Source organism: Micromonospora sp. CPCC 205561 (genome assembly GCF_036906775.1).
GTDB lineage: Bacteria > Actinomycetota > Actinomycetes > Mycobacteriales > Micromonosporaceae > Micromonospora.
The window spans coordinates 45,673-68,886 of record NZ_JBAKHV010000006.1 but is presented as its reverse complement, the minus strand read 5'-3'; the positions used below and the strand labels follow the sequence as shown (position 1 = coordinate 68,886).

At 73.8% G+C, this 23,214-nt stretch carries 20 protein-coding genes and 1 tRNA gene; 10 read left to right on the top strand and 11 right to left on the bottom strand.

Annotation, left to right across the window (positions count from 1 at the left end):
* The first annotated feature begins 45 nt into the window (after positions 1-45).
* Positions 46-2,223: a N,N-dimethylformamidase beta subunit family domain-containing protein gene (locus tag V6V16_RS06305; protein WP_334560345.1), complete on the top strand. Its 2,178-nt coding sequence runs from the start codon at positions 46-48 to the stop codon at positions 2,221-2,223.
* A 58-nt stretch (positions 2,224-2,281) separates the two neighbouring features.
* Positions 2,282-3,154, top strand: a complete 873-nt coding sequence (locus tag V6V16_RS06300; protein ID WP_334560343.1) for a carbohydrate kinase family protein — start codon at positions 2,282-2,284, stop codon at positions 3,152-3,154.
* A 69-nt stretch (positions 3,155-3,223) separates the two neighbouring features.
* Here the strand turns inward: V6V16_RS06300 and V6V16_RS06295 are convergent, their stop codons facing one another.
* Positions 3,224-3,745 (bottom strand): DinB family protein, encoded by a 522-nt coding sequence (locus tag V6V16_RS06295; protein WP_334560341.1) that lies wholly within the window; start codon positions 3,743-3,745, stop codon positions 3,224-3,226.
* Between the two features lie 82 nt (positions 3,746-3,827).
* Here V6V16_RS06295 and V6V16_RS06290 point away from each other — a divergent pair, with 82 nt between their 5' ends.
* Entirely contained in the window at positions 3,828-4,034 is a 207-nt protein-coding gene (locus tag V6V16_RS06290; RefSeq protein WP_334560338.1) for a hypothetical protein, read from the top strand.
* Positions 4,035-4,040: 6 nt separating this feature from the next.
* On the opposite strand, the gene V6V16_RS06285 is transcribed toward V6V16_RS06290, so the two are convergent.
* Entirely contained in the window at positions 4,041-5,186 is a 1,146-nt protein-coding gene (locus V6V16_RS06285; protein WP_334560335.1) for a polysaccharide pyruvyl transferase family protein, read from the bottom strand.
* Positions 5,187-5,454: 268 nt separating this feature from the next.
* Positions 5,455-5,919: a GNAT family N-acetyltransferase gene (locus V6V16_RS06280; RefSeq protein WP_334560507.1), complete on the bottom strand. Its 465-nt coding sequence runs from the start codon at positions 5,917-5,919 to the stop codon at positions 5,455-5,457.
* 120 nt (positions 5,920-6,039) lie between these two features.
* Between V6V16_RS06280 and V6V16_RS06275 the strand changes: the two genes are divergently transcribed.
* Positions 6,040-6,798 (top strand): hypothetical protein, encoded by a 759-nt coding sequence (locus V6V16_RS06275; protein WP_334560332.1) that lies wholly within the window; start codon positions 6,040-6,042, stop codon positions 6,796-6,798.
* A gap of 92 nt (positions 6,799-6,890) precedes the next feature.
* Here V6V16_RS06275 and V6V16_RS06270 read toward each other — a convergent pair whose 3' ends face one another.
* Complete coding sequence (locus tag V6V16_RS06270) at positions 6,891-8,750, bottom strand: sigma-70 family RNA polymerase sigma factor (RefSeq protein ID WP_334560329.1); 1,860 nt, start codon at positions 8,748-8,750, stop codon at positions 6,891-6,893.
* A gap of 135 nt (positions 8,751-8,885) precedes the next feature.
* Here V6V16_RS06270 and V6V16_RS06265 point away from each other — a divergent pair, with 135 nt between their 5' ends.
* On the top strand, positions 8,886-9,758 hold the full coding sequence (locus V6V16_RS06265; RefSeq protein WP_334560326.1) for a hypothetical protein: 873 nt from the start codon (positions 8,886-8,888) through the stop codon (positions 9,756-9,758).
* A gap of 194 nt (positions 9,759-9,952) precedes the next feature.
* Here the strand turns inward: V6V16_RS06265 and V6V16_RS06260 are convergent.
* The 5 genes from V6V16_RS06260 to V6V16_RS06240 all read right to left on the bottom strand — a co-directional run bounded on the left by V6V16_RS06260 (position 9,953) and on the right by V6V16_RS06240 (position 14,225).
* Positions 9,953-10,024 (bottom strand) — tRNA-Val (locus tag V6V16_RS06260).
* A gap of 78 nt (positions 10,025-10,102) precedes the next feature.
* Positions 10,103-10,570 (bottom strand): peroxiredoxin, encoded by a 468-nt coding sequence (locus tag V6V16_RS06255; protein ID WP_334560324.1) that lies wholly within the window; start codon positions 10,568-10,570, stop codon positions 10,103-10,105.
* Positions 10,571-10,654: 84 nt separating this feature from the next.
* Positions 10,655-11,092 (bottom strand): DUF3052 domain-containing protein, encoded by a 438-nt coding sequence (locus tag V6V16_RS06250; RefSeq protein ID WP_030330240.1) that lies wholly within the window; start codon positions 11,090-11,092, stop codon positions 10,655-10,657.
* A 112-nt stretch (positions 11,093-11,204) separates the two neighbouring features.
* A complete protein-coding gene (locus tag V6V16_RS06245) occupies positions 11,205-13,691 on the bottom strand; it encodes a transketolase C-terminal domain-containing protein (RefSeq protein ID WP_334560322.1) in 2,487 nt (828 codons plus the stop codon).
* A 51-nt stretch (positions 13,692-13,742) separates the two neighbouring features.
* Positions 13,743-14,225 carry a MarR family winged helix-turn-helix transcriptional regulator gene (locus tag V6V16_RS06240; RefSeq protein ID WP_334560319.1) on the bottom strand — a complete coding sequence of 161 codons (483 nt, stop codon included), beginning with the start codon at positions 14,223-14,225 and terminating at the stop codon, positions 13,743-13,745.
* Between the two features lie 87 nt (positions 14,226-14,312).
* On the opposite strand from V6V16_RS06240, the gene V6V16_RS06235 reads away from it, so the two are divergent.
* Positions 14,313-14,894 (top strand): NADPH-dependent FMN reductase, encoded by a 582-nt coding sequence (locus V6V16_RS06235; RefSeq protein WP_334560316.1) that lies wholly within the window; start codon positions 14,313-14,315, stop codon positions 14,892-14,894.
* Positions 14,895-14,968: 74 nt separating this feature from the next.
* Here V6V16_RS06235 and V6V16_RS06230 read toward each other — a convergent pair whose 3' ends face one another.
* On the bottom strand, positions 14,969-15,373 hold the full coding sequence (locus tag V6V16_RS06230) for a YjbQ family protein (RefSeq protein ID WP_334560314.1): 405 nt from the start codon (positions 15,371-15,373) through the stop codon (positions 14,969-14,971).
* Between the two features lie 211 nt (positions 15,374-15,584).
* Here V6V16_RS06230 and aceE point away from each other — a divergent pair, with 211 nt between their 5' ends.
* The gene (gene aceE / locus V6V16_RS06225; RefSeq protein WP_334560312.1) at positions 15,585-18,329 is read left to right on the top strand and encodes a pyruvate dehydrogenase (acetyl-transferring), homodimeric type; all 2,745 of its coding nucleotides are present in this window, start codon (positions 15,585-15,587) and stop codon (positions 18,327-18,329) included.
* Positions 18,330-18,463: 134 nt separating this feature from the next.
* Here aceE and V6V16_RS06220 read toward each other — a convergent pair whose 3' ends face one another.
* A complete protein-coding gene (locus tag V6V16_RS06220; RefSeq protein WP_334560310.1) occupies positions 18,464-18,910 on the bottom strand; it encodes an SRPBCC family protein in 447 nt (148 codons plus the stop codon).
* Positions 18,911-19,095: 185 nt separating this feature from the next.
* On the opposite strand from V6V16_RS06220, the gene V6V16_RS06215 reads away from it, so the two are divergent.
* Genes V6V16_RS06215 through gltX form a run of 3 tightly spaced genes read left to right on the top strand, consistent with a single transcriptional unit; the run spans position 19,096 to position 23,159 of the window.
* Positions 19,096-20,427, top strand: a complete 1,332-nt coding sequence (locus V6V16_RS06215; protein WP_334560307.1) for a GH1 family beta-glucosidase — start codon at positions 19,096-19,098, stop codon at positions 20,425-20,427.
* Positions 20,424-21,701 (top strand): MFS transporter, encoded by a 1,278-nt coding sequence (locus tag V6V16_RS06210; protein WP_334560305.1) that lies wholly within the window; start codon positions 20,424-20,426, stop codon positions 21,699-21,701. Before V6V16_RS06215 ends, V6V16_RS06210 begins: the two co-directional genes overlap by 4 nt.
* Positions 21,702-21,749: 48 nt before the next feature.
* Positions 21,750-23,159, top strand: a complete 1,410-nt coding sequence (gene gltX / locus V6V16_RS06205; RefSeq protein WP_334560302.1) for a glutamate--tRNA ligase — start codon at positions 21,750-21,752, stop codon at positions 23,157-23,159.
* Positions 23,160-23,214 lie beyond the last annotated feature (55 nt).

Genomic DNA, 23,214 nt, shown 5'->3' with positions numbered 1-23,214 from the left:
TGCGGCTACATTGCCCTGGCTCGATAATCGGGAAGGTTCTTCACAATGTCCGCACGCGCGCCCCGTCGGGTCACCCGCCGTCGCGTCCTGTCCTCCGGCGGCGCGCTGGCCGCGGCCGCCACACTGACCCCGGCGCTCGCGGCCCAGGCCGCACCGGCGGACGGCAGCACCGTCACCTACGACCCGGAGCAGGCCTTCGTGCAGCTGGTGGGCGGCGGGGACGGGGTCGTATACGCCATCCGGGCCGACGGGGCGTTGCTGTGGTACCGGCACCTGGGCTGGCAGACGGGCGCGAGCGGCTGGGCCGGCGGCTCGGGCCGCAAGATCGGGTCGGGCTGGAACCAGTTCCGCACCGTGCTCGGCGGGACCGACGGCTCGCTCTACGGGGTGCGGGCCGACGGCACGATCCACTACTACCGCTACGTCTGCACCAACCTCACCACCGGGGCCGGCTACTGGAGCGGCACCCGGCAGATCGGCAGCGGCTTCCAGCGGTTCCCCCGGATCTTCGGCTTCGACGGGGCGGTCTACGGGGTGGACCCCGAGGGCGACCTGTACGGCTACCAGTACACCCCGTCGACCGCAAAGTGGACCGGAGGCAGCCGGATCACCCGGGGGTTCAAGAGCTACCAGGGCGTGGCGGACAGCTCCGGGGTCATCTACGCGTACCGGCACGGGGCGATCCACTGGTACCGGCACCTCGGCGGCGGCAGCTGGGCCGCCGGCTCCGGGACGCGCGTGGGCAGCGGCTTCGGCGAGCTCACCATCAACGGGCTGGTCTGCGTCGGGCAGGGCGCCCTCTACGGCGTGCAACCGAGCGACCCGACCCGGCGCGCCGCCGGCGGCCTCGTCACGTACCGCCTCACCAACTGGCTGACGGCCGGCACCGACGGGCGGGCGAGCTGGACCAACGGCGGCTCCGGCCGCACCGTCGGCAACGGCTTCACCCTCCAGGCCCAGGCCGCCCTGCAGGGATACGCGCGGACGCCCGCGGTGACCGCGGGGAACAGCGTGCGGATCGCGGTCTCCACCGCCTACCCGACCTTCACCGCCTCGTTCGTGCGGGTGGCCCCGGGCGAGGGCGCTCCGGAGGTGGTGCGCGACCCGGTCGACGTGAAGGGCGCCCTCCAGCTGCTGCCCGCCGGCTACCTGCACTCCGGCTGCGACTGGTCCGACACCCTGACCCTGGAGATCCCGCAGAGCTGGCCGTCGGGTCTGTACGCCGCCCGGCTCGAAGGGCCGCACAGGCTGCGCCGGCATGTGCCGTTCGTGGTGCGCCCGGCGACGCCCGCGCACGACATCGCCCTGCTGCTGCCGACCAACACCTACCACGCGTACAACACCTGGGGCGGGCACTACCAGTACTGCACCGACCTGGCCGGCACCCGCACCCTCTCGCTGCGCCGGCCGTCGACCGAGCTGAACGTCGAGGCGACGGGCAACCTGGAACACACCCTCTACGCCGACGTGCTGCTGATGCGCTGGATGACCGGGCAGGGGCTGGAGTTCGACTGTTACGAGGACACCGACCTGCACGTCTCCGGCGGCTGGTTGAAGCGCTACCGGGTGCTGGTGCTGGGCAGCCACCCGGAGTACTGGTCGGAGGAGATGCGCCGGCACCTCGCCGAGTACCAGGCCGGCGGCGGACGGGTGATCTACCCCGGCGGCAACGGCCTCTACGAGCGGGTGCGGTTCAGCGCGGACCGCAGCGCCCTCACCTTCCGCACCCCGCAGGGGCAGCGGGACACCTACAACTCGCTGGGCCTGCCGGCGTCGCAGCTGCTCGGCGTCAACTACACCAGCGCCAGCTGGTTCACCTTCGCCCCGTACGCCGTGGTCCGGGACCATCCGCTGCTGGCGGGCACCGGCCTGACCGTCGGCAGTCGGTTCGGGCTCGCCGGCTACAACGGCGCGGCCAGCGGCTGGGAGACCGACGCCATGCTCGGCCTGGACGGCGAGGCCGGCCCGACCGAGGTGATCGCCCGGGGGCAGAACACCGGCGGCGGGGCGGCCATGGTCCTGATCCAGAAGCCCGGCGGCGGCTTCGTCTTCAGCGCCTCCTCGATCAGCTTCGGCGGCTCCCTGGCGACCGACCCGGCGATGTCCCGGCTCCTGCGCAACGTCTTCGAACTCGCCCTGGCCGACGGCCCGACAATCCGCCGTACGCCGCGCCGGCGCACCGCTCCCGCGCCCGCGCAGCCCGAACCCCAGCCGCTGGAGTGACGGCCGGGCGGGACGGGCGGTGCCGCCCGTCCCGCCCGGCCCGGGCTAGGGTCGCCGCATGTACGACCTGCTGGTGGTCGGCGGCCTCGGCGTCGACGTACGGGTGCGGGTGCCCGCCATCCCGCTGCCCGTGGCCGACTCCCTCACCGTCGACCCGATCGACCTGCGCATCGGCAACACCGGCGCCGGGGTGGCGCTCGCCGGGCACGCGCTCGGGCTCCGGGTGGCGGTGGTCGACGTCCTCGGCGCCGACCCGGCCGGCGACGTGGTCCGGGCCGCGCTGGCCCGCACCGGCGTGCACGCGGTGCTGGGCCACGCCCCGGCCGGCACCCGACGGTCGGTGAACATGGTCGACCCGGCCGGCCGGCGCATGTCGCTCTACGACCCGCGTCCCTGGGCCGGGCCGTCGCCGTTCCCGGCGGCCGAGCTGACCGCGCTGGCCCGGGACGCGGCGCACGTGCACGTGTCCATCATGGACTGGGTGCTCCCCCTGCTGCCCGCCCTGCGCGCCGGGCTCGCCGACGGTGCCCTGCTCTCCACCGACCTGCACGACTGGGACGGCGCCGACGCCTACCACGGCCCTTTCGCCGTGGCCGCCGACCTGGTCTTCGTCAGCGGGGTCCGGCTGGGCGCGGGGCCCGACGTGCTCGCCGCCGCGCTGGCGCCCCGCACCGTGCTGGTCACCCGCGGGGCGGCCGGCGCCGAGCTGTACCCCGGCGGGGGCGCCCCGACCCGGGTGCCCGCCGCCGAGGCGCCGGCGCCGGTCGTCGACACCAACGGCGCGGGGGACGCCATCGCGGCGGGCCTGATCGCCGCCCGGCTGCGCGGCGCGCCGACCGCCGGCGCCGCGGCGTACGCCGCCCGGGTCGCGGCGGCGGCCTGCACCCACGACGGCATGGAGTATCCGCCCGACCTGCTGCCCCGCCGCTGACGCCGCCGGCCCACCGGGTGCCGTGCCCGGGCCTCCGGCCGCCCCGGGGCTCCCTCCGCGCCGGGGCGGTCAGACCGCGCCCGTGGCGCCGTCGGTCAGCTCGCGGAGGATGTCGGCGTGCCCGGCGTGCCGGGCGGTCTCCTCGATCATGTGCACCAGGATCCAGCGCAGCGAGACCTCGCCGAGCTGCGGGTGCGGCACGACGTGGTCGAGGTCGAACCGCCCGGCGACCTCCCGGGAGCGGGCGCAGGCCCGCTCGTACGCGGTGGCGAGCCCCGCCACCGTGTCCCCGTCGGTGAGCGCGAAGCTGGCCGTCGCCTCCTCCTGGGAGGTGCGGTAGACGTCACCCGGGCCGGGGTCGAGCAGGCACGGAAACCAGTTCCACTCCACGAGCGTCAGGTGCTTGACGAGCCCGGCGACGGTGGTGGCCGACGGCACCAGCCGGCGGGCCGCGTCGGCGTCGGAGAGCCCCCGCAGCTTGCGCAGCAGCACGCCCCGGTGGAAGTCGAGGAACGATTCCAGCACGGCCCGCTCGTCGCCCGTGCGCGCCAGCACCGGGCCGAGGGTGGGGTCGATCGGGATCTCCGCCATCCGCCGACCCTAGTGCGGGGCCGGTCCGGCCCGCTGCCCCGCATCCGCTGCGCGGTGACCGCGCGCGGGGCAGGATGGGCCCATGGCATCAACGGTAGAGATCCCCCTGGCGGGCGGCGCGGCCGACGGCGAGACGGTCACCGTGGAACTGGACCCGAACGGCCGCCCGCCACTGACCCACCACCACCTCGGTGACAAGGGGTTGGCCGGGGCGGAGATCTACGAGCTGGAGTCCGTGGACGCCGAGGCCGACCGGTGGTGCTACCGCTGGCGCGGGCCGGCCGTCTGAGCCGGGTCAGCCCACCCGGATCAGGCTGCGGGCGCGCAGGCTGTCCAGCACCGCCCGGGTGACCTGCGATGTCCCCCGCGCCTCCTCGCAGACCTGGGCCACCCGCCGGGCGGTGGCCCCGGCCCGCTGCTCCCGCTCGTCCCAGAGCCGGTCGACCTCGGCCAGCAGCGGGCCCTCGACCTCCCGCTCGACGCCGCGCAGCGCCGGCACCCCGAGCCGCTGCGCCAGGTCGAAGACCTTGCCGGCGTACGGCAGGGGCAGGAACGGCGTGCCGACCATCGCGGCGAAGATGAGGAAGTGCAGCCGCATGCCGACGGCCAGGTCGAAGTGGCGCATCAGCCCGAGCACCTGCTGGGGCGAGTACGTGCCGTGCAGGATCCGGCCCCGCTCGGCCGCGATCATGTGCGACAGCACGCCGTGCGAGTGCCGGATGTCGTCGCGCTCCATCGGGACGAAGAGGACGTAGGCGTCGACCCGGTGCACCAGGAAGTCACCGATCTGGGCCAGCAGCCGGTGGTAGCCGTCCACGTCGAGCCGCTCGGCGGCCCGGCCCGGCTCCCGTACGCTCATCCCGACCAGCCGTTTCCCGGCCGGGACCCCCTCCTCGCGGAGCAGCTCCGCCGGGAAGTCCTCCGGTTCGAGCAGGAACGCCGGGTCGGCGGTCACGGTGATCGGGTTGAGCAGCCCCGCCTCCTCCAGCACCATCCGGGACTCCTGGTCCCGCACGGTCACCTGGGTGGCGCTGGCCAGGGTCTCCCGCACCATGCCGGTGTCCACCCCCTCGCTGAGCGGCCCGACCCCCACCGCGTACGTCAGCAGCGGCAGGCCCCGCTCCTGGGCGACCCGCACCACCCGCAGGTAGCGGCGCGCCTCCCGGTCGTAGAGGATGCCGCCGCCGCCCAGGATCAGCAGGTCGAGCTGCGCCAGGACCAGCGCGGAGTCGCTCCGGCTGACCCCCTCCCAGGGCACCGCCTCCACGTCGGGATGGGCGACGCGGGTGTGCTCGGGGTGCCGGGAGAAGACGATGATCCGCCCGTTCGGCTCCTGCTCCCGCAGATCGGCCAGGAGCCCCGTCAGGATCGCCTCGTCACCGAGGTTGCGACCGCCGTACGACCCGAGCACACCGATGGTCAACCCGCCACCACGCGTCATCCGTCGCTCCTCCCCAGGTGCGTCCGGGGGCGGGGTTTCCCGCTGGGCGGGGGAACACTCCTGGCGTCCGGGTCGGAACCGGCGCCGGTGGAGGTGCCGAGCGGGTCGGGCGGCAGCTCGTCCGTGGCGTCGAGCGGCAGCGCGGTCTCGGACGCGCCGCCGGCAGGGCCGACGCGGGTGGCACGCGACGTCGTCGCGGAGGCCCCGGACCGGAGGGTCGGACCCGGTCGAGACCCGCCCCCTCGCCAGCCGGGGTGGCCCTCGGGCGCTACAGGCTCTTGCGCATCTGGATGCTGGTCGCCTCGAAGCCCATCTGCTCGTAGAGCCGCCGGGCGGGAAGGTTGTGGCCGAAGACGTTCAGGGCGATCGAGACCACCCCCCATTCCCGGCACCGCCGCTCGACGGCCTCCAGCACGGCCCGCCCGTAGCCCCTGCGCCGCAGCTCCGGTCTCACCTCCAGGTCGTAGACGAAGGCGTGCGGGCCGTCCGACTTCTGCTCGAGGTGCAGCCACAGCATGCCGACGGCGTCGCCGCCGTCGTAGGCGTTCCAGAGGTGGTTGCCGGGCGTCGCCAGACCGTCGGGCAGGAGCCTCACGTAGTCGTCCCGCGCCTTCTTCCGCGCCTCGGGCGGAGGCATCGCACCGGAGTCGGCGATGCTGCGCGCATAGCTCGTCTCCGCCCGCTGCCGATACCGGAGATACTGCTCTTCGGTCAACGGCTCCAGTCTCAACATCACCACCAGGACACCGTAATTCAGGCGCTCCGGTCGGACCGCCCGGCCGGGACAAACAGGACACAGGGGTACGCGCAGGGGGACCAGAACCGGACGGCCCCGCCCGTTAGGGTCGCAACCATGCGTCGACTGATCCCCGCCCTCGTGGTCGCCCTCGCCGTGCTCGTCACCGGCTGCGGGACCGACTCCGGCGGCTCCACCACGAACTCCCCCGCCCCCGCCACGTCCGCGGCCGACCCCGTCGCCGTCGTCCGGCAGGGCATGGACCGCAGCTTCTCCGGCACGCTGACCATGGACGCCTCGGTCAAGGCCGGTCCTACGTCGATCAAGCTGCGCGGCAAGGTCGACCCTGCCGCCCGCGCGCTGCACGTCACCGGCAACGCCCCCGAGCCGGTCGAGGCCCGGCTGATCGGTGACGCCGCCTACATCAAGTCCGACTCGACCGACGGCGACAAGCCGTGGATGAAGATCGACCTCACCAAGCTCCGGCCGGGCAGCTCGCTGCGCCAGTCCTTCGACCTCAAGTCGCAGACCGGCGTCGTCGGTGGCATCGTCTCCGCCGAGCAGGTGGGCGACGGCCGTTACCGGGGCGTCACCGACCTGGAGAAGGCGGCCGCGGCCGCCAGCGACGAGGGCGGGATGCGCGCCGGCATCGAGTCGTCGGCCAAGCTGGCGAAGGACCCGAAGGCGATCCCGTTCGAGGCGACGGTCGACGCCGACGGCCGGCTCACCACGCTCTCCTACACCATCGCCACGAAGAACGTGGGCGACCTCGTCACCGAGATGCGGATGAGCGACTTCGGCAAGCCGGTGTCGGTCACCGCCCCGCCCGCCGGCGACACCGAGGAGGCCAGCAAGGAGGCGTACGAATTCCTCTGATCCCGCCGTCGTCACCTCCCGGTGACCCGCCGCCGTCCGAGTCCTTCGGTCGGTGGCGGGCTCCGGGAGGTTCGACGGGCGGCCCGGGCCGGCTATCCCGGCCGGACGCAGGGGTCGGTGACCGTGTAGGTCGGGCTCGACGCCGCCCGCCCGTCCGCGGCGGTCGCCCGGACCGACCAGGTCAGCGCCGGCACGCGCAGCCCTCCGACGGTCGCCCGCCCGGCCGACCCGTCCACCGTGAGGGCCCGGACCACCGTCCTGCCTCCGGTGGGCGTCCAGCGGACCTCGGCCGCGCCGAGCGTGGCACTGCCGGTGGCCCGCACCACCAGGCTGTAGGCGTCCGATCCGCACCGCACGTGAGCGGTGGCGGAGACCGTGAACGGCGCGGCGACCTGCGCCGAGACGTCCGGTCGGGGCGCCGTCGGCGGCTTGCTCGGCGCCGCGGTCGGTGCCGGCGCGGCGCCACCCGGCACCGCGTCGGGCGTCGGGGTCGCGGTGGACCTGTCGCCGTCCGCCGGCTCCACGGCGGTTCCGGACGCCGTCCCGGCGGCGCCGACGGTCGGCGTGGCCGCGGCCGGCGTACCGGCTCCCGTGGCGGACGCCCCGGGGGCCGGCGCCACCGGATCGGCCGCCGGTGCCGCGAGCGCCTCGGACACCGGCCGGGCGGAGCCGTCGCCCGCGGCGGTAGGGCGTCCGGGTGCCAGTGCCCAGGTGCCGAGGGCGGCGAGGAGGAGCAGCGCGGCCGCGCCCGCCGCCAGCCGCCGCCGGTGCCGCCCACGGCTCCCCGTCGAGGTCGCCCGCACGGCGTGCGCCGTGCCGCGCGGCACCGCCCCGCCGGCCCCGCCGGCCCGGGCCACCGCCGCCGCGTCCGTAGCCATTGCGGTGCCGCCCCCGTCGCCCGCAGGGCCGTCCGTAGTCAGTGCGGTGCCGTTCCCGTCGCCCGCCGCGCCGTCAGTGGCCAACGCGGTGCCGTCCCCGGTCACCGCAGTGCCGTCCACCGTCACCGCAGCGCCGTCCGCGGTCACCGGGGGGTCGGACGGCGCTGTGGACCCGCCGCCCGGTGCGTCCGGCGGCGTGGGGTCCCCGGGACCGGCGGGTCCGTCGCCCGCCCGCGACGGCTCGGGCGGCGGGCCGGCCGTGACCGCGCCCGTCGGATCGACCGCCGCGCCGGTCGCGCCGGCCTCGGCCAGCCTCGGCCACACCGTGTCGGCCACGACCAGGAAGGCCGGCGCCGTGTACGCCGACAGCAACGCGGCCGGGCTGAGCTGTTCGCGCCGCAGCAGGCCGCAGACCGCGCAGTCCTCGATGTGCCGCGAGACCCGCTTGCGCAGGGTCGGGGTGAGCCGGCCCTGCCAGCCGTCGATCAGGGCGGCGAGGGTCGGGCAGTCCCGGGCCCCGGTGCGGGCCACCAGCAGCGCCCCCAGCGCCCGTTCGAGCTGCGAGCGGGCCCGCGACAGGCGGGCGTGCGCGTGGTTCGCCGGCACCCCGAGGGCCGCGCCGATGTCGGCGGACGACAGGTCGTGGCGGATGGCCAGGTGGACCACCTCGCGGTCGCCCGGGTTCAGCGCGGCGACCGCGCTGTGCACGAGGTCGCGTACCTGTGCGGCGTTGACGCCCGCGCCCGGGTCGACGGTCTCGGCCGCCGGCTCGCCGGCCTCCTCCAGCGGCAGCGACCGGGACCGCTGCCGGAGCTGCCGCAGGCACTCGTTGCGCACGATCGCGTACAACCACGGACGCAGCCGGTCGGGCTCGCGGAGCTGGTCGATGCGCTGGCCGGCCGCCAGGAACGCGTCGTGGACGGCGTCCGCGGCGGCCTCCGGCTCGCGCAGCACCGTCCGGGCGTACGTGTACAGCCGGTCGGCGTACCGCCGGTACATGCCCTCCAGCCCGGCCCGCTCGCCGCGGCGCACCGCCTCGACCAGTGCGGTGTCGTCCCGTGCCGCCGTGTCCATCCGTCTCCCCCGCTGCTCGTCGACGCTTCCAGTAGAACCGGGGATTTTTTTCTTCCGACGTTTCTGTTGGCATCCCGACCCGACCGCGCTCCTACCGGTGTCATCACAACCGAGACAGCAGTGGAGGAAGACACCATGCGAGAAGGATCGAAGCACAACCCGTGGTCGCGTCGGAGCGCCACCGTCGGCGGCGTCGCGCTGAGCGCGCTCGTGCTCGGCCAGCTGGCCCTCACCGGGCCGGTGGCGGCGGTGCCCGGCCTGAGTCTCAGGACGACGACCGGCCCGAGCAACAGCGTCGCGAAGTCGCAGAACACGACCTGCCCGACCGGCACCAAGGTCATCGGCGGTGGCGGCGCGATCACCGGCTCCGGCCTCGGGCAGGTCGGCATGGACATCATGCTGCCGGTGGTCGGCGGGACGGCGTACTCGGTGACCGGCCGGGAGGACGAGAACGGCGTGGCCGGCAACTGGGCGGTCACCGCGAGCGCCCTGTGCGCCACGCCGCCCCCGGGCCTGGTGACCGTGTCCGGCAGCTCGGCGCCCAGCTTCGGCACGTCGAACTGGTTCGAGAAGTCCTGCCCGGCCGGCAAGCACGCCATCGGGGTCGGTGGCGCGGTCGTCGGGGCCTCGAACAGCGAGGTCGTCCTCGAGGACCTGCGAATCCACCAGAACAGCGTCGTGGTGGCCGGCGCCGAGGACGGCACCGGCTTCGCCGGCAGCTGGTGGCTCGACGCGACCGCGATCTGCGCCGACCCGCTCCCCGGCGAACAGCGCGTGATCGACGACAGCGTCTTCAGCTCCGCCGCCACCCGGTCGATCACGGCGACCTGCCCGGCCGGCACCCGGGTGCACGGGGTGGGCGGCGAGATCCTCGGCGGCGAGGGCGAGGTACGCCTCACCCAGATGCGCGCCACCACCTCGACCACCGTCACCGTCGCCGCCGCGGAGGACGAGAACGGCTTCAGCGGCAACTGGAAGGTCCGCGCGTACGCGGTCTGCGCGAGCTGACCCGCGCGGTCGTGGAGGCGATGGGCTGGTCGCAGATTGGCGATGACGACCCGCTACCAGCACCTCGCCCCGGAACTCATCTCCGGCATCGCTGAGCAGGTCGCCGGACTGCTCTGGCGAACGGACTGAGACGACAACTGAGACGACGCAGGGCACCGGTCATCCGGTGCCCTGCTCGCGTCCTGGTCAAGGTGTGGGCGCGGCAGGTTTCGAACCTGCGACCCCTCGCTTGTAAGGCGAGTGCTCTCCCGCTGAGCTACGCGCCCGGAACGCCCGTACGGCGGGCCGGTGGCTGGCAAGCTTACCCTGCCACCGCCGGCCCGGTCGTACGGCGTACCCGGTCGTCAGGCCGCCGCGGCCTCGGCCAGCGCCTTGCGCCAGCCCTGCTGGTCGCGCGCCTCCCCCGGCATGTTCATCTCGGCGAAGCGCACCACGCCCGCCCGGTCGATGACGAAGGTGCCCCGGTTGGCGATGCCGGCCACGTCGTTGAAGACGCCGTACGCCTGGGCGACCGCCCCGTGCGGCCAGAAGTCGGCCAGCAGCGGGAACTGGTAGCCCTCCTTGTCGGCCCAGATCTTGTGGGCGTAGACCGAGTCGACGCTCACGGTCAGCACCTGGACGTCGTCGTTGACGTACTCGTTGAGGTTGTCCCGCACCTCGCACAGCTCACCCTGGCAGATCCCGGTGAAGGCGAGCGGGTAGAAGACCAGCAGCACGGTGCGCTTGCCCCGGAAGTCCGAGAGCCGGACCTCCTGGTTGTTCTGGTCCTTGAGCACGAAATCCGGCGCCTCGGCGCCAACCTCGATCGGCATGCGAGCTCCTCACGATGGGGGGTGGGATGGGCAACACCCTGCCACACCCGGCGGCACGCGCCGCCGGGTGATCATGGGCGTGGACTACTTCTTGGCCTTGGCCCCGCGGCGCAGGACGAGGCGGGCGCCGCTCCAGTCCCGGCCGGCGTTGACGGTCGAGGTCTGCTGGAGGCCGGCGGTGGGCGCGGACTCGGCGACCTCGCTCGGCTCGACGTGCCCCTCGCGCCCGGCCTTGGGCGTGAGCAGCCACACGACACCGTTGTCGGCCAGCGGGCCGAGGGCGTCGACGAGGAGTTCGAAGAGATCACCGTCGCCGTCGCGGTACCAGACCAGCACCGCGTCGACCACCTCGTCGGTGTCCTCGTCGACCAGATCTCCACAGCGGTCGGTCAGGGCGTCGCGGAGATCCTGGTCGACGTCGTCGTCGTACCCCATCTCCATGACGACCATCCCCGGCTCGATCCCGAACCGGTCCGCCAGGCTGCGTACCCCGTCGGCGGCCTGACCAGCGGTCGCGCTCACTGTCGCGTGCCTCCTCATCTCATCCCTGCCCGCGGCGCCGTGGCGACGCCGTCAGGCAAAGTCCACACAGTTGTGGCTCCCCGCGCAAGTGGCGCACCGGGTGAAACGGAATTTACCGTGCCAGGAGCGTGCGGGCACCCTGGGTAATTGCGTTCTCGGAGACCAGCACCTGACGCGCCGCCGGACCCAACGGCACGAACGAGTCGACTCCGGCGACCCGTCGAGCCGCCCCGACGTATCCGGCGTCCACCAGCGCCGCGATGATCCCCTCGCCGACCCCGCCGGAGCGGCGGGTCTCGTCCACCACCAGCACCCGTCCGGTCGCCGCCGCCTCGCGGATCACGTCGGCCACGGGCAGCGGGGCCAGCCAGCGCAGATCCACCACCCGGGTGCCGATCCCCTCGTCGGCGAGCGTGGCCGCGGCGCGCAGCGACATCGGGACACCGTTGCCGAAGGTGATGATCGTGACGTCCTCGGCGGAGCCGACGCCGTAGACCCGGGCCCGCCCGATCGGCACGTGCCCGCCGGTCCACCCGCCGGGCTCGGCATACGGGGCCAGCCACTCACCGTCACCGTCGGCGTAGAGGTCGCGGGTGTGGTAGAGCGCGATCGGCTCCAGGAAGACGCAGACGCTGCCGTCCACCGCCGCGCTGGCCAGGCAGGTACGCAGCATGGGCGCGGCGTCGTCCGGCCGCGCCGGCACCGCGATCACCAGGCCCGGCACGTCCCGGAGCACGGCCACCGAGTTGTCGTTGTGGAAGTGCCCCCCGAAGCCCTCCTGGTACGCCAGCCCGGCCACCCGCACCACCATCGGGTTGCGGAACGCCCCCCGCGAGAAGAACTGCATCGTGGCGGCCTCGCCACGCAGCTGGTCCTCGGCGTTGTGCAGGTACGCCAGGTACTGGATCTCGGGCACCGGCAGCATCCCGGCCAGCCCGGCGCCGAGTCCCAGCCCGAGGATCGACGTCTCGTCGAGCAGGGTGTCGAAGACCCGCGCCGCGCCGAAGCGGTCCCGCAGCCCCTTGGTCACCCCGTAGACGCCGCCCTTGGCGCCGACGTCCTCGCCGAAGACCGCCATCTGGGGGTGGTCGAGCATCCCGTCGGCGAGGGCGGCGTTGATGCTCTGCGCCAGCGTCAGCGGGCCGGTCAGCTCCGGCGGCTTCCCGCCGAACGCCTCGGCCCGGGCTCCCGCGCCGGGGCCGGCGGCACGCGCCGCGGCGTCGGCCACCGCCCGGGCCACCCGCACCGGGCGGCGCGGGGCCAGCGGGGCCACCACCTCGGCGGGTGCGGTCAGCTTCGGCTCGTCCAGCACCTCCTCGGCGATCCGGCGCACCTGCCAGCCGATCTCGTCGTAGCGGGTCAGCAACTCCTCGCCGCCGGCGAGGCCCGCCCCGACCAGCAGCCGCGCGGTGGCGGCCAGCGGGTCCCGGTCGAGGTCGGCGGCGATCTCACCGGCGGCCCGGTACGCGGTCTCGGCGTCGGCGCCGGCGTGCCCCATCAGCCGTACGGTCGACAGGTGGAGCACGGCGGGGCGCCGGTGCCGGCGCACCCACGCCGCGGCCTCGACGGCCGCCTCGTACGCCCCCGGCAGGTCGCCGCCGTCGGCGGAGAAGTAACGGACGCCGGGCTTGGACCGCAGCGTGGCCTCCACCCACCCGCTCGGGGAGCGGACGCTGATGCCGAGGCCGTTGTCCTCGCAGACGAAGAGCACCGGGATGCGCAGCCCGGTGTGGTCGTACCAGCCGGCGGTGTTGAACGCGGCCGTGGCGCTGGCGTGGTTGACGGAGGCGTCGCCGAACGAGCAGACCACGATGGCGTCCGGCGGCCAGGACGCCTGCGCGGCACCCGCCCCGCTGCCGACGCGTACCCCGTCCCGACGCCCGGCGGCGTCCAACCGTCGCAGCCGTTCCACCGCGAGCCCCATCCCGACGGCGCGGGGCAGGTGCGAGGCGATGGTGGAGGTGGTCGGGACGACGGCGAGGTCGGCCCGGCCGAAGACCTTGTGCCGGCCGCCGGCGACGGGTTCCAGGCTGGACGCGGCCATGCCCCGCAGCACGTCGCGGGCCGCCTCGGCGTACCCGGGGGCGAACGGACGGTCCAGCACCGGCCTGGCGTCCCCGCCGGCGTCGGCCGGCCCGTCCGCGCCGGGGTCGGCCGGGACGGCTCCGTCGCCGGGACGGCCCGGACCGGGCCGGACGTCCTCGGCCGGCCCGTCGTCCGCGCCGGACGGGTCGGCGCCGGCGGCCTCCGACCGGGCGCCCTGGGCGGCGCGCACGCAGTAGAAGGCGCCCGAGCGGTAGTGCAGCAGCGCCGGATCGGTGACCCGCAGGGCGGCGGCGACCGTGGCGTTGCCCTCGTGGCCGGCAGAGCCGATCGTGTAGAACCCCTCGCCGAAGCTGCGCAGCCAGCGGCCCGCGAGGTCGAGCTGGCGGCTGGTGGCCTGCGCGTCGAAGAGGTCCAGCGCCAGCGCGCCGGTCAGCGTGGTGTCGTCGGTGATCGGCCGTTGCGGGTCACGCCGCTGCTGCGGGGTGGCCAGCGCGGCCAGCGTCTCCCGGAACCGGTCGTCGAGATCTTGCGGCGTGGTCACGTCGGACAGCATTACCGACAAGCGGCCGACGCGCCCAGTCGGACACGAACGACGCGTTGCGGGTCAGTCGTCGCCGCACGGCTCGGGACAGCCGCCGTCGGAGACCTTCCACACCAGCTCGCGCAGTGTGGCCAGCTCCTCGACGGAGAGCCCGGCGAGCAGTCGGGAGTCGGACATCACCCGGTGGACGCGGGCCCGGACCCGCCGCCCCGCCTCGGTCACCACCAGCGTCTTCTGCCGCCGGTCGGCGGGGTCGACATGCCGCTCCACCAGCCCGGCCCGCTCCAGCTTGTCGACGAGGGCGGTGACGTTGGACCGGTCGCAGCCCAGCCCCTCGGCGAGGTCGCGGGCCGGCAGCGGCCGGTCGGGGTCGAGTTCGTGCAGCGCCCGGGCGGCCGCGGGGGTGAGCCCCAGCTCGGCGATCTCGACGTCCTGGTGGTGGCGCAGCGCCGAGGAGATGTGCGCGATGCGGCGCACCACGTCACCGGCCAGCGCCGAGCGGTCCGCGGTGCCGGACGGGGCGGAGGGGACGGTGTGCTGCGCCATACCCCCATGCTACTTGCGGTCAATAGTTGAGCAGCTCTACTGTTTAGCTGCTCACGCAATCCCCGTGGGCGTACAAGGGAGGAAGACATGTCCGACTTCTCGGTCCTCGCCATCTCCGGCAGCCTGCGCGACGCGTCGTTCAACACCGCGCTGATCCGGGCCGCGCAGCGCCTCGCCCCGAGCCGGCTGACCATCGAACGGTACGAGGGCCTCGGCGCCATCCCGCCGTTCAGCGAGGACGTGGAGGCGGAGCCGCCGGCCCCGGTGCTCGACCTGCGGGAGCGGATCGCGGCGGCGGACGCGTTGCTCATCGCCACCCCGGAGTACAACTACGGGGTGCCCGGCGTGCTCAAGAACGCCCTCGACTGGGCGTCGCGGCCGAGCTTCCCCGTCACCTCGTGGGTGTCGCCCCTGGCGCACAAGCCGGTGGCCATCATGGGCGCGGCGCCGACCGGGATGGGCACCGTCCGGGCCCAGCTCCAGCTCCGGCAGCTCTTCCTCTGGACCGACTCCGCCGTCCTGAGCAAGCCGGAGATCATCGTGACCAACGCGCACGAGAAGATCACGCCGGACGGCGGGATCAAGGACGAGACCACCGAGGCGCTGCTGCGGGCCCTGCTCGACGCCCTGGTCACCCGCGTCCGCGTCGCCAAGCTCGCCGCCGCCTGACCCGCGCCCGGTGCCCGCCCACCGGGGGGCGGCGGGCGCCGGGCGGCCGGCCGGGCCGGCCGCACCGGGGGCGGTCAGCCGGGCAGGAACGAGAAGCGGACCTGCCGGGTCGGATTGTCGCCGTTGGTGTCGACAAGGCAGACCGACTGCCAGGTGCCCAGCGCCAGCCGACCGTCGACCACCGGCAGCGTCGCGTACGGCGGGACGAACGCCGGCAGGACGTGGTCGCGCCCGTGACCGGGCGTCCCGTGCCGGTGCCGCCAGCGGTCGTCCGTGGGCAGCAGGTCGTCCAGCGCGGCGAGCAGGTCGCCGTCGGAGCCGGAGCCCGTCTCGATGATCGCCAGCCCGGCCGTGGCGTGCGGCACGAAGACGTGCAGCAGCCCGTCGCCCTGCCCGGAGACGAACCGCGCGGCCTCCGCCGTGATGTCCCGGACGGTCGGCCGGGACCCGGTCTGGACCGTGATCACCTCACTGCGCATACGACGCATTCTGCCCCAGCCTGGGTCCGGACCGCCGCCGGAGTCGCCGCCGCCCGCCGGGCCGCCGAGGGGCGGACCGCCGGTCGCGCAAAGTTACCGACGGGTACCTGTGTCGCGCGTCGCGTCTCCGGGCGGTGGGCGTGACGCCGGGTGCCACCAGGAGGCAGGATGGCGCTAGAGACCTATCCCACACAGAACCGAGGGAACGCCTGTGGCTACGGAACGCAAGCGCCCGGTGATCACCGCTGGTCTGCCGAGCCAGCTTCCGGACATCGACCCTGAAGAGACCAGCGAATGGGTCGAGTCACTCGACGGTGTCATCGACGAGCGCGGGACCAAGCGCGCCCGCTACGTCATGCTGCGCCTGCTGGAGCGGGCCCGCGAGCGGCAGGTCGGGGTGCCGTCGCTGACCACCACCGACTACATCAACACCATTCCGCCGGAGCGCGAGCCGTGGTTCCCGGGTGACGAGCACGTGGAGCGGCGGATCCGGGCGTACGTCCGGTGGAACGCGGCCATGCTGGTGCACCGGGCGCAGCGTCCCGAGATCGGCGTCGGCGGGCACATCTCCACCTTCGCCAGCTCGGCCTCGCTCTACGAGGTGGGCTTCAACCACTTCTTCCGGGGCAAGAACCACCCCGGCGGCGGCGACCAGATCTTCTACCAGGGCCACGCCTCCCCCGGCATGTACGCGCGGGCGTTCCTGGAGGGGCGGCTGACCGAGCACCAGCTCGACGGGTTCCGCCAGGAGCTGTCGCACCCGGGCGGCGGCCTGCCGTCGTACCCGCACCCGAGGCTGATGCCGGACTTCTGGGAGTTCCCCACGGTCTCGATGGGCCTGGGCGGGCTGAACGCGATCTACCAGGCGCGGTTCAACCGCTACCTGCAGCACCGGGGCATCAAGGACACCTCGGACCAGCACGTCTGGGCGTACCTGGGCGACGGCGAGATGGACGAGCCCGAGACGCTCGGCGCGATCGGCGTGGCCGCCCGCGAGGAGCTGGACAACCTCACCTTCGTGATCAACTGCAACCTCCAGCGACTCGACGGGCCGGTGCGCGGCAACGGCAAGGTCATGCAGGAGCTGGAGGCGTTCTTCCGGGGCGCCGGCTGGAACGTCATCAAGGTGGTCTGGGGCCGGGAGTGGGACCCGCTGCTCGCCGCGGACACCGACGGCGCGCTGGTCAACCTGATGAACACCACGCCCGACGGCGACTACCAGACCTACAAGGCGGAGTCCGGGGCGTACGTCCGGGAGCACTTCTTCGGCCGCGACCAGCGGACCCGCAAGATGGTCGAGGACCTCAGCGACGACGAGATCTGGAACCTGAAGCGGGGCGGGCACGACTACCGCAAGCTCTACGCGGCCTACAAGGCGGCGATGGAGCACACCGGTCAGCCGACGGTGATCCTGGCCAAGACGATCAAGGGTTGGACCCTGGGCTCGCACTTCGAGGGCCGCAACGCCACCCACCAGATGAAGAAGCTGACGCTGGAGGACCTGAAGACCTTCCGCGACCGCCTCTACCTGGACATCCCGGACAAGGCGCTGGAGGACAACCCCTACCTGCCGCCGTACTACCACCCGGGCGAGAAGTCCGACGAGCTCGCCTACCTCAAGGAGCGGCGCCAGCAGCTCGGCGGCTACCTGCCGTCGCGGCGGTCGGGGCAGAAGCGGCTGGCCATCCCCGGCCCGGAGCGCTTCGCCGACGTCAAGCGCGGCTCGGGCAAGCAGAAGGTGGCCACCACGATGGCCTTCGTCCGCCTGCTCAAGGACGTGATGAAGGACAAGGAGTTCGGCAAGCGCTGGGTGCCGATCATCCCCGACGAGGCCCGCACCTTCGGCATGGACTCGCTCTTCCCCACGCAGAAGATCTACTCGCCGCACGGGCAGCGCTACACCTCGGTCGACCGCGAGCTGTTCCTGTCGTACAAGGAGTCCACCGGCGGGCAGATCCTGCACGAGGGGATCAACGAGGCCGGCTCGGTCGCCTCGTTCACCGCGGCGGGCTCGGCGTACGCCACCCACGACGAGCCGATGATCCCGATGTACATCTTCTACTCGATGTTCGGGTTCCAGCGCACCGCCGACGGGCTGTGGGCCGCCGCCGACCAGATGGCCCGGGGCTTCCTGCTCGGCGCCACCGCCGGCCGGACCACGCTCAACGGCGAAGGGCTCCAGCACGAGGACGGCCACTCGCTGCTGATCGCCGCCACCAACCCGGCGGTGGTCGCGTACGATCCGGCGTTCGCGTTCGAGATCGCGCACATCGTGGAGAACGGCCTGCACCGGATGTACGGCGAGGCCCAGGAGAACGTCTTCTACTACCTGACGATCTACAACGAGCCGATCCTCCAGCCGGCGGAGCCGTCGGAGGTGGACGTCGAGGGGCTGCTCAAGGGCATCTACCGCTATTCCCCCGCCCCGTCGGTGGGCGACGACGCCCCGAAGGCCAACGTGCTCGCCTCGGGCACCGGCATGCAGTGGGCGCTCAAGGCACAGCAGCTGCTGGCCCAGGACTGGGGCGTGGCCGCCGACGTCTGGTCGGTGACCTCCTGGACGGAGCTGCGCCGCGACGCGGTGCAGTGCGAGGAGCACAACCTGCTGCACCCGGGCGAGGAGCAGCGGGTGCCGTACATCCAGCAGAAGCTGGCCGACGCCGAGGGGCCGAAGGTCGCGGTCAGCGACTGGATGCGCGCGGTGCCGGACCTGATCGCCCGCTGGGTGCCCGGTGACTACACCTCCCTCGGCACGGACGGGTTCGGCATGTCCGACACCCGCCACGCCCTGCGCCGGCACTTCCACGTCGACGCCGAGTCGGTGGTGGTCGCGACGCTGCGCCAGCTCGCCCTGCGCGGCACGGTGCCGGCGAACGTGCCGGCCGAAGCGGCCAAGAAGTACGCCATCGAGGACGTGAACGCGGCCCCGGTCGGCGAGACCGGCGGCGACAGCTAGGACGCACGCGACGAAGGGCCCGGCGCACCCCCGCGCCGGGCCCTTCGTCGTCCGGCGGCCAACCGGTGGTGCCCGGAATCCCTGGCGGGGACTCCGCGGCGCCCCGGGTCGCGGTGCCGCCGGACGTGCCCGGCTCAGCCGACGGCGGCCAGATCGGTCAGCCGGGCGAGCGAGTCCTCCAGGTCGGCGCCGACCCGGCGCAGGCCCAGGCGGAGCAGGGCGGCCTTGACCGGGCCGGCCGGCCACCGTACGACGATGAGCCGCACGATCGTCCCGCCCTCCTCCTCGTCCGAGGTGAGCTGGACGTATATCTCGGTGCGCGCCTCCGCCCGGGCACCGGCGCCCTTGGCGCGTTCGCGCCAGCCGATCAGGGTCGGCTCCTGGTAGGCGATCACCTCGGCCTCATGCGCCGCGCCACGCCCGGCCTGGACGAGTTGTCGGCGCCCGAAGCCCTCTCCCGAGAGCACCTCGGCCGCGCGGACCCCCGCCAGCCAGGCCGGCAACTGCTCGGCCCGCTGCACGACGTTCCAGACCGCTTCCACCGGCGCCACCACGTGCGCACTGCGTTCCACGAGGATCATTTCCGTCTTCCTCCAGTGAGGACATCCCACGATATCGGCACTCTATGCGCAAATTCGGACGTACCGGGACGGGTTTGGAAAAGACACGCCGAAATCCATTGCGCTGCGGCGACGTACGGCCTATGGCGGATCTCGCGGCCGGCCCCTAAAGTCCCGAACACGATTCACGTATGCCGGGAGGGCGCATGTCGACCGCAGCGATGCCCGAGTTCCCCGCCGGATTCCGCTGGGGGGTGTCCACCTCCGCCCACCAGATCGAGGGCGGCGTCGGCGAGGACGGACGCGGGGTGTCCATCTGGGACACGTTCGCCCACTCCCCCGGCCGGATCGCCGACGGCAGCACCGGCGACGTGGCCTGCGACCACTACCACCGGCGCGCCGAGGACGTCGCCCTGCTGGCCGGGCTCGGCGTCTCGGCGTACCGCTTCTCGGTCGCCTGGCCCCGGGTGCGGCCCACCGGCGACGGGCCGGTCGACGCGCGCGGCCTGGACTTCTACGACCGGCTCGTCGACGACCTGCTCGCCCACGGCGTCGACCCGGTCGCCACCCTCTTCCACTGGGACCTACCCCAGCCCCTCGACGACGCCGGCGGCTGGCTGGCGCGGGACACCGCGCACCGCTTCGCCGAGTACGCCGACGCCACCGCCGCCCGCCTCGGCGACCGGGTGAAGCTCTGGATCACCCTCAACGAGCCGTTCATCCACATGAGCCTCGGCCACGGCACGGGCGAGCACGCCCCCGGGCGGACGCTGCTCTTCGACGCCCTCCCCGTCGCCCACCACCAGCTCCTCGCCCACGGTCTCGCCGTCGCCGCGCTGCGGGCGCGCACCACCAGCCCGATCGCCATCGCCAACAACTACTCCCCCGTCCGGGCGGCCGGCGGCACCGAGGCCGACCGGGCGGCGGCCGCGGCGTACGAGGCGCTGCACAACCGGCTCTTCACCGACCCGCTGTTCGGCCGGGGCTACCCCGAGGGGCTCGACCCGGACCCGGCCGTGCTGCGCCCCGGCGACCTCGACGTCATCTCGGCGCCGATCGACGTGCTGGGGGTCAACTACTACAACCCGACCGGCGTACGCGCCCCGGCGGAGGGCTCGCCGCTGCCGTTCGAGTTCGTGCCGCTTCACGGATACCCGCGCACCGCCTTCGGCTGGCCGGTCGCCCCGGACGGGCTGCGTGAGCTGCTGGGCTGGCTGCGCCGCACGTACGGCGACGACCTGCCGCCGGTCCAGGTCACCGAGAGCGGCTGCGCCTACGACGACGCGCCCGACGCCGAGGGCCGGGTGCACGACCCCGAGCGGATCGCCTACCTCGACGGGCACCTGCGCTCGCTGCGCGCGGCGATCGACGACGGCGTCGACGTGACCGGCTACTTCGTCTGGTCGCTGCTGGACAACTGGGAGTGGGCGGAGGGCTTCACCAAGCGCTTCGGCCTGGTGCACGTCGACTTCGCCACCCAGGTCCGCACGCCCAAGTCCTCGTACGCCTGGCTCCGCGACCTGATCGCCCGGCCGTGACCGCCGCCGGCCCGGCCCCGGGTTCGCTGCCGGCGGCGCTCGCCGAGCCGACCGTGCGGGTCCGGCGGGGCTGGATCGCGCTGGCCTTCACGGCGAACCTCGGGGTCTGGATGGCGTTCTTCACCCCGATCCAGGTGCTGCTGCCGCAGCAGCTGGAGCGGATCGCGCCGGCCGACAAGGAGACCGCGCTCGCCCTGGTCACCGGCCTCGGTGCGCTCGCCGCGGTGCTCGCCAACCCCCTCGCCGGGGCGCTGTCGGACCGGACCTGCCTGCGGCTGGCCGGGCGCGAGTTCGGCCGCCGGCACGTCTGGACCGCCGGCGGCGCGCTGCTCGGTGCGGCCGCGCTGGTGCTGCTGGCGCAGCAGCGCACCGTCGCCGGGGTCGCGCTCGGCTGGGTGGCCGCCCAGGTCTGCTTCAACGCGATGCTGGCCAGCCTGACCGCCGCCGTGCCGGACCGGGTGCCGGTCGCCCAGCGGGGCGGCGTCTCCGGCTGGGTCGGCATCCCCCAGGCGCTGGGGCTGGTGCTCGGGGTGGTGCTGGTGACCGCCGTGGTGAGCGGCACCGCCGCCGGCTACCTGGCGATGGCGGCGGCGGTGCTGCTGCTGGCCCTGCCGTTCGCGCTGCTCACCGCCGACGACCCGCTGCCCCGGGCGCACCGCCCGGCGCTGCGCTGGCGCGCCCTGCTCGCGTCGATGTGGATCTCGCCGCGCCGGCACCCCGACTTCGGCTGGGCCTGGATCACCCGGTTCCTGGTGCAGCTCGGCAACGCGCTCGGCACGCTCTACCTGCTCTACTTCCTCACCGACCAGGTGCGCCACCCCGATCCGGAGGGCGGCCTGCTGGTGCTGATCCTGCTCTACACGGCCGGGTTGGCGGCCACCGCCGTGGTGGCCGGCCGGCTGTCGGACCGGTCGGGCCGGCGGAAGGTCTTCGTCATCACCGCCGGCGGCATCATGGCGGTCGCCGCGCTGCTGCTCGCCGTCGCACCGGTCTGGCCGGTGGCCCTGGCCGCGGCGCTGCTGCTCGGCGCCGGCTACGGCGTCTACCTGTCGGTGGACGCCGCGCTGATCACCCAGGTGCTGCCGGTCGCGGCCGACCGGGCCAAGGACCTGGGCGTGATCAACATCGCCAACTCCGCCCCGCAGGTGCTCGGCCCGGCGCTCTCCGCCCCGATCGTGGTGCACCTCGGCGGCTACCCGGCGCTCTACGCGGTCACCGCGGCGGTCACCGTGCTGGGCAGCGCGCTGGTGCTGAGGATCCGCTCGGTGCCCTGAGCCGCACCCCTGGCGGAATCCCGTCGCGGGCCGCCGTAGGCTGGGGACGTGACGGTACGTGTACGCTTCGCCCCCTCCCCGACCGGTATGTTCCACGTCGGCGGCGCCCGCTCGGCGTTGCAGAACTGGATCTACGCCAAGCAGCAGGGCGGGGTGTTCGTGCTCCGCATCGAGGACACCGACGCGGCCCGCAACAAGCCGGAGTGGACCGAGGGCATCCTCTCCGCGCTGGACTGGATCGGCATCGAGCGCGACAGCTACGAGGGCCCGTACTTCCAGTCGGCGTACGCGGGCGAGCACCGGGCCGCCGCCGCGCGGCTGCACGACGCCGGCCGCGCGTACTACTGCGACTGCACCCGCGACGCCGTGCAGGCCCGCACCGGCTCGCAGTACCAGGGCTACGACGGCTTCTGCCGGGACCGGGGCCTGCCGGCCGGCGAGGGGCGCGCCCTGCGCTTCCGCACGCCCGACGAGGGCGAGACCGTGGTGGTCGACCTGATCCGCGGCGAGCCGACCTTCGAGAACAAGCTGATCGAGGACTTCGTCATCGCCCGGGGCGACGGCTCGCCGGTCTTCCTGCTCGCCAACGTGGTCGACGACATGACCATGGGGATCACCCACGTGGTCCGGGCCGAGGAGCACCTGCCCAACACCCCGAAGCAGCAGCTGCTCTGGGACGCCCTCGGGGTGAAGCCGCCGGTCTGGGCGCACGTGCCCGTGGTGGTCAACGAGAAGCGGCAGAAGCTCTCCAAGCGCCGGGACAAGGTGGCCCTGGAGGCGTACCGGGACGAGGGTTACCTCGCCGCGGCGATGCGCAACTACCTGATGCTGCTCGGCTGGGCGCCCTCGGGCGACCGGGAGATCGTCGAGTGGTCGGTGATCGAGCAGGAGTTCCGGCTGGAGGAGGTCAACCCCTCGCCGGCGTTCTTCGACGAGAAGAAGCTGCGCGCGTTCAACGGCGAGTACATCCGGGCGCTATCCGTCGAGGAGTTCGTCGACGTCTGCCGGCCGTGGCTGACCGGCACCGGCACCATCGCCCCGCCGCCGTGGCAGCCGGAGGAGTTCGACGCCGAGGCCTTCGCGGCCGTGGCCCCGCTCGCGCAGACCCGGATCGCGGTGCTCAGCGAGATCGTGCCGAACGTTGACTTCCTCTTCCTCGCCTCGCCGCTGGTCGACGAGGCCGCCTGGGCCAAGGCGATGAAGGAGGGTTCGGCGGAGCTGCTGGACGCCGCCACGGCGGCGTTCGAGGCGCTGGAGTCCTGGGACGCGGAGTCGCTGAAGTCGACGCTGGAGGCGGTCGGCGCCGAGCGCGGCCTGAAGCTCGGCAAGGCGCAGGCCCCGGTGCGCGTCGCGGTCACCGGCCGCACCGTCGGGCTGCCGCTGTTCGAGTCGCTGGAGGTGCTCGGCCGCGAGCGCGCCCTGAGCCGGCTGCGCGCCGCCCGGGTCCGCCTGGTCTGAACCGACCCCGAAGGCGTACGCCGTCGGCGCCCGGCCCGGTCGGGCCGGGCGCCGA

Bases quoted from the DNA above. Each gene is read 5' to 3' on its own strand.
- V6V16_RS06305 (WP_334560345.1), top strand. From the start codon at position 46: ATGTCCGCACGCGCGCCCCGTCGGGTCACCCGCCGTCGCGTCCTGTCC.
- V6V16_RS06300 (WP_334560343.1), top strand. From the start codon at position 2,282: ATGTACGACCTGCTGGTGGTCGGCGGCCTCGGCGTCGACGTACGGGTG.
- V6V16_RS06295 (WP_334560341.1), bottom strand. From the start codon at position 3,745: ATGGCGGAGATCCCGATCGACCCCACCCTCGGCCCGGTGCTGGCGCGC.
- V6V16_RS06290 (WP_334560338.1), top strand. From the start codon at position 3,828: ATGGCATCAACGGTAGAGATCCCCCTGGCGGGCGGCGCGGCCGACGGC.
- V6V16_RS06285 (WP_334560335.1), bottom strand. From the start codon at position 5,186: ATGACGCGTGGTGGCGGGTTGACCATCGGTGTGCTCGGGTCGTACGGC.
- V6V16_RS06280 (WP_334560507.1), bottom strand. From the start codon at position 5,919: ATGTTGAGACTGGAGCCGTTGACCGAAGAGCAGTATCTCCGGTATCGG.
- V6V16_RS06275 (WP_334560332.1), top strand. From the start codon at position 6,040: ATGCGTCGACTGATCCCCGCCCTCGTGGTCGCCCTCGCCGTGCTCGTC.
- V6V16_RS06270 (WP_334560329.1), bottom strand. From the start codon at position 8,750: ATGGACACGGCGGCACGGGACGACACCGCACTGGTCGAGGCGGTGCGC.
- V6V16_RS06265 (WP_334560326.1), top strand. From the start codon at position 8,886: ATGCGAGAAGGATCGAAGCACAACCCGTGGTCGCGTCGGAGCGCCACC.
- V6V16_RS06255 (WP_334560324.1), bottom strand. From the start codon at position 10,570: ATGCCGATCGAGGTTGGCGCCGAGGCGCCGGATTTCGTGCTCAAGGAC.
- V6V16_RS06245 (WP_334560322.1), bottom strand. From the start codon at position 13,691: ATGCTGTCCGACGTGACCACGCCGCAAGATCTCGACGACCGGTTCCGG.
- V6V16_RS06240 (WP_334560319.1), bottom strand. From the start codon at position 14,225: ATGGCGCAGCACACCGTCCCCTCCGCCCCGTCCGGCACCGCGGACCGC.
- V6V16_RS06235 (WP_334560316.1), top strand. From the start codon at position 14,313: ATGTCCGACTTCTCGGTCCTCGCCATCTCCGGCAGCCTGCGCGACGCG.
- V6V16_RS06230 (WP_334560314.1), bottom strand. From the start codon at position 15,373: ATGCGCAGTGAGGTGATCACGGTCCAGACCGGGTCCCGGCCGACCGTC.
- V6V16_RS06220 (WP_334560310.1), bottom strand. From the start codon at position 18,910: ATGATCCTCGTGGAACGCAGTGCGCACGTGGTGGCGCCGGTGGAAGCG.
- V6V16_RS06215 (WP_334560307.1), top strand. From the start codon at position 19,096: ATGTCGACCGCAGCGATGCCCGAGTTCCCCGCCGGATTCCGCTGGGGG.